Origin of the sequence: Methylibium rhizosphaerae (genome assembly GCF_006386545.1) — a bacterium.
GTDB lineage: Bacteria > Pseudomonadota > Gammaproteobacteria > Burkholderiales > Burkholderiaceae_C > Pseudorivibacter > Pseudorivibacter rhizosphaerae.
In genome coordinates this window covers 44,172-50,171 of record NZ_SWAR01000040.1, presented here as the reverse complement: position 1 = coordinate 50,171, position 6,000 = coordinate 44,172, and the positions used below count along the sequence as shown (strand labels likewise).

General features: G+C 67.4%; 5 protein-coding genes and 1 pseudogene. 1 reads left to right on the top strand and 5 read right to left on the bottom strand.

Annotated features, from left to right (window positions below):
* The 4 genes and pseudogenes from E8D38_RS22675 to E8D38_RS22665 all read right to left on the bottom strand — a co-directional run.
* Positions 1–204 (bottom strand): annotated as a pseudogene (locus E8D38_RS22675) (hypothetical protein); the annotation flags it as partial.
* 148 nt (positions 205–352) lie between these two features.
* On the bottom strand, positions 353–1,036 hold the full coding sequence (locus E8D38_RS22670) for a deaminase (protein ID WP_181179359.1): 684 nt from the start codon (positions 1,034–1,036) through the stop codon (positions 353–355).
* Positions 1,033–2,196 (bottom strand): hypothetical protein, encoded by a 1,164-nt coding sequence (locus E8D38_RS28420; protein ID WP_181179357.1) that lies wholly within the window; start codon positions 2,194–2,196, stop codon positions 1,033–1,035. The genes E8D38_RS22670 and E8D38_RS28420 overlap by 4 nt, the downstream gene beginning before the upstream one ends.
* Before the next feature lie 131 nt (positions 2,197–2,327).
* A complete protein-coding gene (locus E8D38_RS22665; RefSeq protein ID WP_140635900.1) occupies positions 2,328–2,621 on the bottom strand; it encodes a hypothetical protein in 294 nt (97 codons plus the stop codon).
* Between the two features lie 514 nt (positions 2,622–3,135).
* Between E8D38_RS22665 and E8D38_RS22660 the strand changes: the two genes are divergently transcribed.
* A complete protein-coding gene (locus E8D38_RS22660; protein ID WP_140635899.1) occupies positions 3,136–4,995 on the top strand; it encodes a GDSL-type esterase/lipase family protein in 1,860 nt (619 codons plus the stop codon).
* On the opposite strand, the gene E8D38_RS22655 is transcribed toward E8D38_RS22660, so the two are convergent.
* Positions 4,961–5,992 (bottom strand): winged helix-turn-helix domain-containing protein, encoded by a 1,032-nt coding sequence (locus E8D38_RS22655; protein ID WP_140635897.1) that lies wholly within the window; start codon positions 5,990–5,992, stop codon positions 4,961–4,963. The genes E8D38_RS22660 and E8D38_RS22655 overlap by 35 nt on opposite strands.
* Positions 5,993–6,000: the final 8 nt, after the last annotated feature.

Genomic DNA, 6,000 nt, shown 5'->3' with positions numbered 1-6,000 from the left:
GGCGCTGGGCGACAGGCAGTCGATCTCGAAGCCGCCCAGGGTGTTGATGCCTTCGGTGCCGGACAGCCGCTCGACCACCAGCGTGGTGCTGGGCAGGGCCGTCTCGATGGCCAGCAGCCGGTTGTTCTGGCTGAGCAGGCCGGCGGCCAGCGCGGTCAGGTCGGCGCGGCCGGCTGCGAGCACTCCGTCAACGATGGCGGACATGTCCACTCCTCCCTGGAGCGAAGTCTTCGTTGCGCGCGATTGTGGAGGACCGTGGCAAGGGGTCACGCCCCTAGTTCGGGTGGCAGTTGCATCAAGGCGTTACCACGCCACGCCTTGCGCAGACGTGGCCCCAACCGGCGCCAACGGCTCAAGCACCCCGGAGATCTGCCAGGAAAGGCGCAAGTGCCACCGGCAGCTCCGCTCCCGAACGAGCCGCATGACCCAGCGTGTCGGCCTTCGCGAGGTCCAGCGCCAACCGCGCAAGCTTTGGGCAGCGCTCGAGGCCCTGCTTGATGCTGCGCGCGTTCGCGCCCAAACGGACTGCCGGGTTGTGCAGGAACAGCAGCGTGCTGACCGCGGCCCACAGTGGCTGTCCGTAGGCTTCATAGGGGACCGCTCCCCTGCTCCCGGCGATTTCCTCGGCGGACGAATCGTCGGACAGGTCGTCTGCCAGGTAGACGACACGACCGATGCCGACGAACTGCACCGCGGCCGCGCACATGGCGCAAGGGTGCTGGGTCGACCAGAGCGTCAGCACCTTGTGGTCGACATCGGTGGCGACCTGGGCGAGCGCATTGAGCTCCGCATGGGCGATGCGCGTGTCCTGCAGCGCCCTGCTCGTCCGCGTATCGAGCGGCCCCGCCGCCTCGTAGGCGTGGTTGCGACCGCGCCCCATAAGCTGGCCCTGTGCATCGACGATGGCCGAGCCGCATGCCAGGCCGCCGCCCCGCAAGCCTGCCCACTGCTCTTCGAACGAGACCCGTGCTCCAGCCGGCAACGCGGCCCATGCCTGCTGCAGTCCTTCAAGGTCGAGAGGCGTCGGGACATTCATGGAGTTCTCCCAGAGGCTGGACCGTCCGCCTCGTGTGCCTTTGACAAGCCCGGCCAGTCGCCGCAGGTCCTGCGCGATTCGCTGCGGGGTGCGACGGTGGCGTCGCTCACCTCGTACCACGCCATCACATGGTCCGCCGGCACCACAAACGCCGAACGCCGGCGCGGCTCGCCTGGCCCCCATGCAGGCTCACGGCAATCGATGCGCCAGTACGCCCCCAGGCGCGTCTCGACTGTCACGTCAGGCAGCAAGCATGATTCGACGCTGGCGGAGTCGTTGCCCTGGAGCCGAGCCCATTGCACGCCGATCTGCGTGAGATGCTCGCAGCCTTCCTTGTCCAGGACGATATGGGCGCGCTCGATACGGACGGAGGCCAGTGCCAGCACGCGGTCGTGCAATCGCCCGACCGAGCCCAGCATCACGGCACCATAGAGCAGCGCGCCGGCAAAGACCAGCAGCTGGATGCCCGCCAGCACGAACGTGGAGCCCCTGCCCGTGAGGGTGAGCGTCAGCGCAAAACCGTTCAACAGCAGCGTGAACAGAAAGCCGGCCGCCAGCAGCGCCACGCCGACAGACCACCCGGCATGGGCATAGTCAGACAAAGTGATGAGCCCGAGGAGCACCACCAACGGCATCGACGTGATCGTCGAGTAGAGCGCCGCCACCAGCAGGCGTGCCGGCCAGGTTCGCAGCCCTCTCGGCTTCAGCGGTCCAGCGTCGGCGGCCCGCCCGGGCACCTGCCACGCATACCAGCCGACACCCGCCAGCAACAAGCCCCACCCTGCAGCCCTCAGCCACACCGGCCAGCTCGACTCGTCGCCGAGCCAGTCGCGCGCAACAGGGGCGAAGAGCATCCACAGCCAGCTGCCGCCGATGGTGCAGAACAGGAACAGCCACAGTCGCACTCGGCGGAGGGCCACAGGGCTGCCGCCCGCAAGCGCCCCATTGCGCACGAAGCACTGCAGCCAGCCGCTTTGCTTCTCGTCTCGCAAGCCGATCCAGATCCATGCCGGCAAGCTCCAGCACACCACCAGCGCCACGAAGGCGCCCAGCGAGATCAGCGCGACGACCACGCCCAATGCCAGCGCGCTGCCCAGGCTGTCGAGCGGCACGTAGCCGATCCGCAGGAAGTAGAGCAAGGCGATCAGCGCACCGATCACCCCACTGGCCTTGGCGAGCAGCTTCAGCCACTCGACCCATGGCTTGGCTTCCTCCAGCGTGGGCAGCAGTGCCGGCGGCCGGGCCGCTTCGCCACTGTGCCGCGGCGGCGGTGTGAAGTTCGAAGCCGATGTCACTTGGCGCACCGATCGCTCAGCGACCACTGGCTACCTACCCGCTCGAACCCCTGCTCCTTCAGCCAGCGCCCGGCTTCGGCGTCAAGGCCGCCAGCGCAGGCTCCGGCGCTCACGCACCATCCCATGACGAACGGTGCTTCGGCGCTGCCCACGCCGGCCAGGCATTTGCGCTGTGCCAGGGGTTGCAAGGTGGTGGGGAATTCTTCGAGCCGCAGCGGCGGATGCGCCGGCTCGAAGTACACGCGTGAAGGCGGCGCGTCCGCTCCGCGCGGCGAAATGGTCTCTTGCACAAGTCCGTCCCTGGAGCCAGTCAAGCGCCGGCTTCGGCAGGACTTTAGAAGAAACGGGTGGCGTGCTGCAACGAGCGTGGCACACGACACAGGTCAGCCGGCGCTTCATCGGCATCCGTCGGTCGTGGCGCCGAAGTTCAGCACCATCACCCGGCCTGCCACCGCCATACGGCGTGCAGCACGTGCTCGATCCTCACCACTGTTGCTCCTTGTCGCTTGATCTTCAGTACGAGGTCGACGAGCTGGTCCACCTGGAACGCCTTCCCGCCCGTGGTGAGCCCGACGCGACGAGCTTGCGCACCTTCTCGACGAGGTGCTGGTCGGTTGTGCGAAGGGTCACGTCCAGGCGCCACGCCCCGGTGGAGGCAGGGAAAACACTGAAGCTGACGCACGCCTGGGGTTCGTCCTCCATCATGACTCGCACACCGCGCGGTCCGAGGATGAGTCGTCCGACAGTGGGTCGGCTCCATCGCGTACTTCAAGCATTCAGCGTTGCCTCGGAAGGTTCAGCAACATGACATCTCGTGAGCGTTCACCCCGGATCTCCGTCTCCCGCCGGTTCCTCAGCCTGGGTCTGGGGAGCCTGCTGCTCGCCAGCGGCGCGCCCGTCCTGGCCGCGGCCGGCGACGGCACCCTGAGCGATCCCAACCTTCGATTCGTCGGCCGCTGGGACAAGAGCAACAGCAGCGTCTATACGAGCAACTGGGGCGGCGCCTACCTCAGCACGAAGTTCACAGGACCCAGTATCGAGGTCCATCTCGAAGCCCCGAGATCCTTCGAGTACATCATCGACGGCGTGCGGAACTCGTACTGGAACTGGAACAACAGCACCACAGTCACCCTGTCCGCGCAGGGCAGCGGGCCGCACACGCTGCAGATCGCGACCACCTGGGAAAGCAACAAGTTGCCGATCAAGAAGCTGCAACTCCCGGTGGGCGAGAAGACCCTGCCGCCCGATCCCCGCCCGCTGGTGGAGTTCATTGGTGACTCCATCACCGCCGGGCACTCGACTTCCACGGGCGCCTTGACCGACTACGCCTGGCTGGTCGCCGAGATGATGGGCGCGGACCACACCCAGATTGCCGTCTCGGGCATCGCCCTGGTCAACGGCTACTTCTACAAGGATGTCGGCCCTTGGCCGGGCATGGACAACCTGTACTTCAAGTCGCGGTCCGCCTTGGATTGCCAGGACACGGCCTGCGCGAACAACCCGCTGTGGAACTTTTCCACTTACACGCCGCGGCTCATCGTCATCAACCTCGGGACGAACGACGCTTTCCTCGGCGTGCCGGCGAGCGAGTTCCAGAAGCGATACACCGACTTCCTCGTCGCCGTGCGGGCCAAGCACCCCAACGCAGAGATTGCGGCGATCGGCACGTTCGGCGGCCACTACCTGGGTGAGACGGAGGCCGCGGTGAAAGCCCGGGTCAGTGCTGGCGACACCAAGGTGCACTTCATCGGCACGAAGGACTGGGTGCTCGGGTCCGACACCGCCGACGGTGTTCATCCGCACGACAAAGGCCAGGTCAAGATCGCCGGGCTCCTGTTGCCGGAACTGCAGAAGTACCTGGGCAGCACCACCACGGTCAACGACACCCAGTTCGGCTACGACAACACGGCGAACTGGCCTTATGGCTGGCAAGCCGGTGCGAATCAGTCGGACAACCACTGGTCCAATGTCCCGAACGCCTACTACCAGCTGCAGTTCACGGGAACCCAGGTCAACGTCTACGGAGGTCGCGCACCCATGCACGGCGTCGCCGCGATTTCCGTGGACGGCGGCGCGGAAACCAGCGTCGACACCTACGCGGCCACACGCGCAGACAACGTGCTGCTGTGGAGCAGCCCGACACTGGCAGCGGGCCTCCACACGCTGAAGGTGCGTGTGACCGGCACGCGGAACCCGAGCTCGGGGAACACGTACATCACGGCGGACAGGGTCGACATCGTCGGCGGGGACCTGAACCTGTCGAGCAACGCCGGCTTCGAGAACGGGCTCACCGGCTGGAACGCATGGCCCGCTGGCGCATGGCAGTACGCCGACAAGACGAGCCCGCGCTCCGGGTCGTCGCACCTCACCCACCGCAGCACGACGCCCTACGCGGGCACGACCTTCCAGCAGTTGACAGGCCTGAGCAACGGGCTGTACACGTTCAAGGCCTGGGTCAGAGGCACCGGCGGCCAGACGATGTACGTGAAGGACTTCGGCGGTGCCCAGAAGGACGTGAAGCTTCTGCCTTCGGATGTCTACACGCAGGTGGTCATCAGCGACGTCAACGTCACCAACGGCCGCGCGGAGATCGGGTTCTGGTCCGATGGGCCTGGCAGCGCCGTCTGGCTCAACGTCGATGACGTGGTGTTCCAGAAGCAGTAGACGCCGTGTCGACCGAGCCGCTGGACGACCCTGCGGTCCGCGGCCCGGCCACTTCGGCGGGGGCTGCGGACTGCGCCGCCAAGGCCTCGATGCGTGACAGTTCGCGCCGGGCCTCGGCGTAGCCGGGCTCGAGTTCCAGCACGACGCGCAGCATCAGCAGCGCACGCCTCCACGAGTGCTCGGCCGAGGCCTGCATCGCGCGGGCCAGCAGTTGCATGGCCCAGGGGTCGTGCAGCGTGAAGGCGTCGGTCCCCTCGACCGCGCCGGGCAGCAGCTCGCGCAGCAGATGGCGGGCCAACGCCCGTCCCAGACGCACGAGGTCGCCTGCGTAGACGGTGCCGGCCGGATCGCCAGCAACGCCGAGCAGTCGATAGTCGAGACGGTAGCCTTGCGCTTCACGGGAGATGCCGGTATGCACGACATGGCGCGCGCCGGCGCGATGCCGCAAGGCCTCAGCCCGCTCCTGCACGGGCGCCGCAGGGTCGAGCCCCTGCATCGCGGCCGCGACGTCGTGCACCGTGAGGGGCGCCAGCCGTGGGTCGGTGGCCAGTGCGTTGCCAACGAGCGCCATCAGCCCGATGGTCGCCCAGTCAAGCGACAGGTCCCCCGTGAGGTTCTCGAAGGGCAGCAGGGCTACGCTGAGGGGAGCGGCCGCGGGCGTGGGCTCCGGCGCGGCGGACACGGTCTCATGCACCTCGGCCGCAAACCGGTACCCGATCCTGTGGACCGTGCGGATGAGCCGATTGCGCTCGGTGCAGCCGATCGCCTTGCGCACCGTCATCGCCGCGCGGGCCAGAGCGCCCACGGACACGATGCGGCCGAGCCACACCACGTCGAGCAGTTCGTCCTTGGAGACATCGCGATCGCGGTGACGCAGCAGGTAGGCCAGCAGGTCGAAGGCGAGCGGCTCCAGCGCCTGCTCGTGCCCCTCGACGAGCAGCTGGCGCGTTCCCATGCGCAACTCGCAGCGGCCGAAGTGGTACACGAGGTCGTCCATGCTGGTCC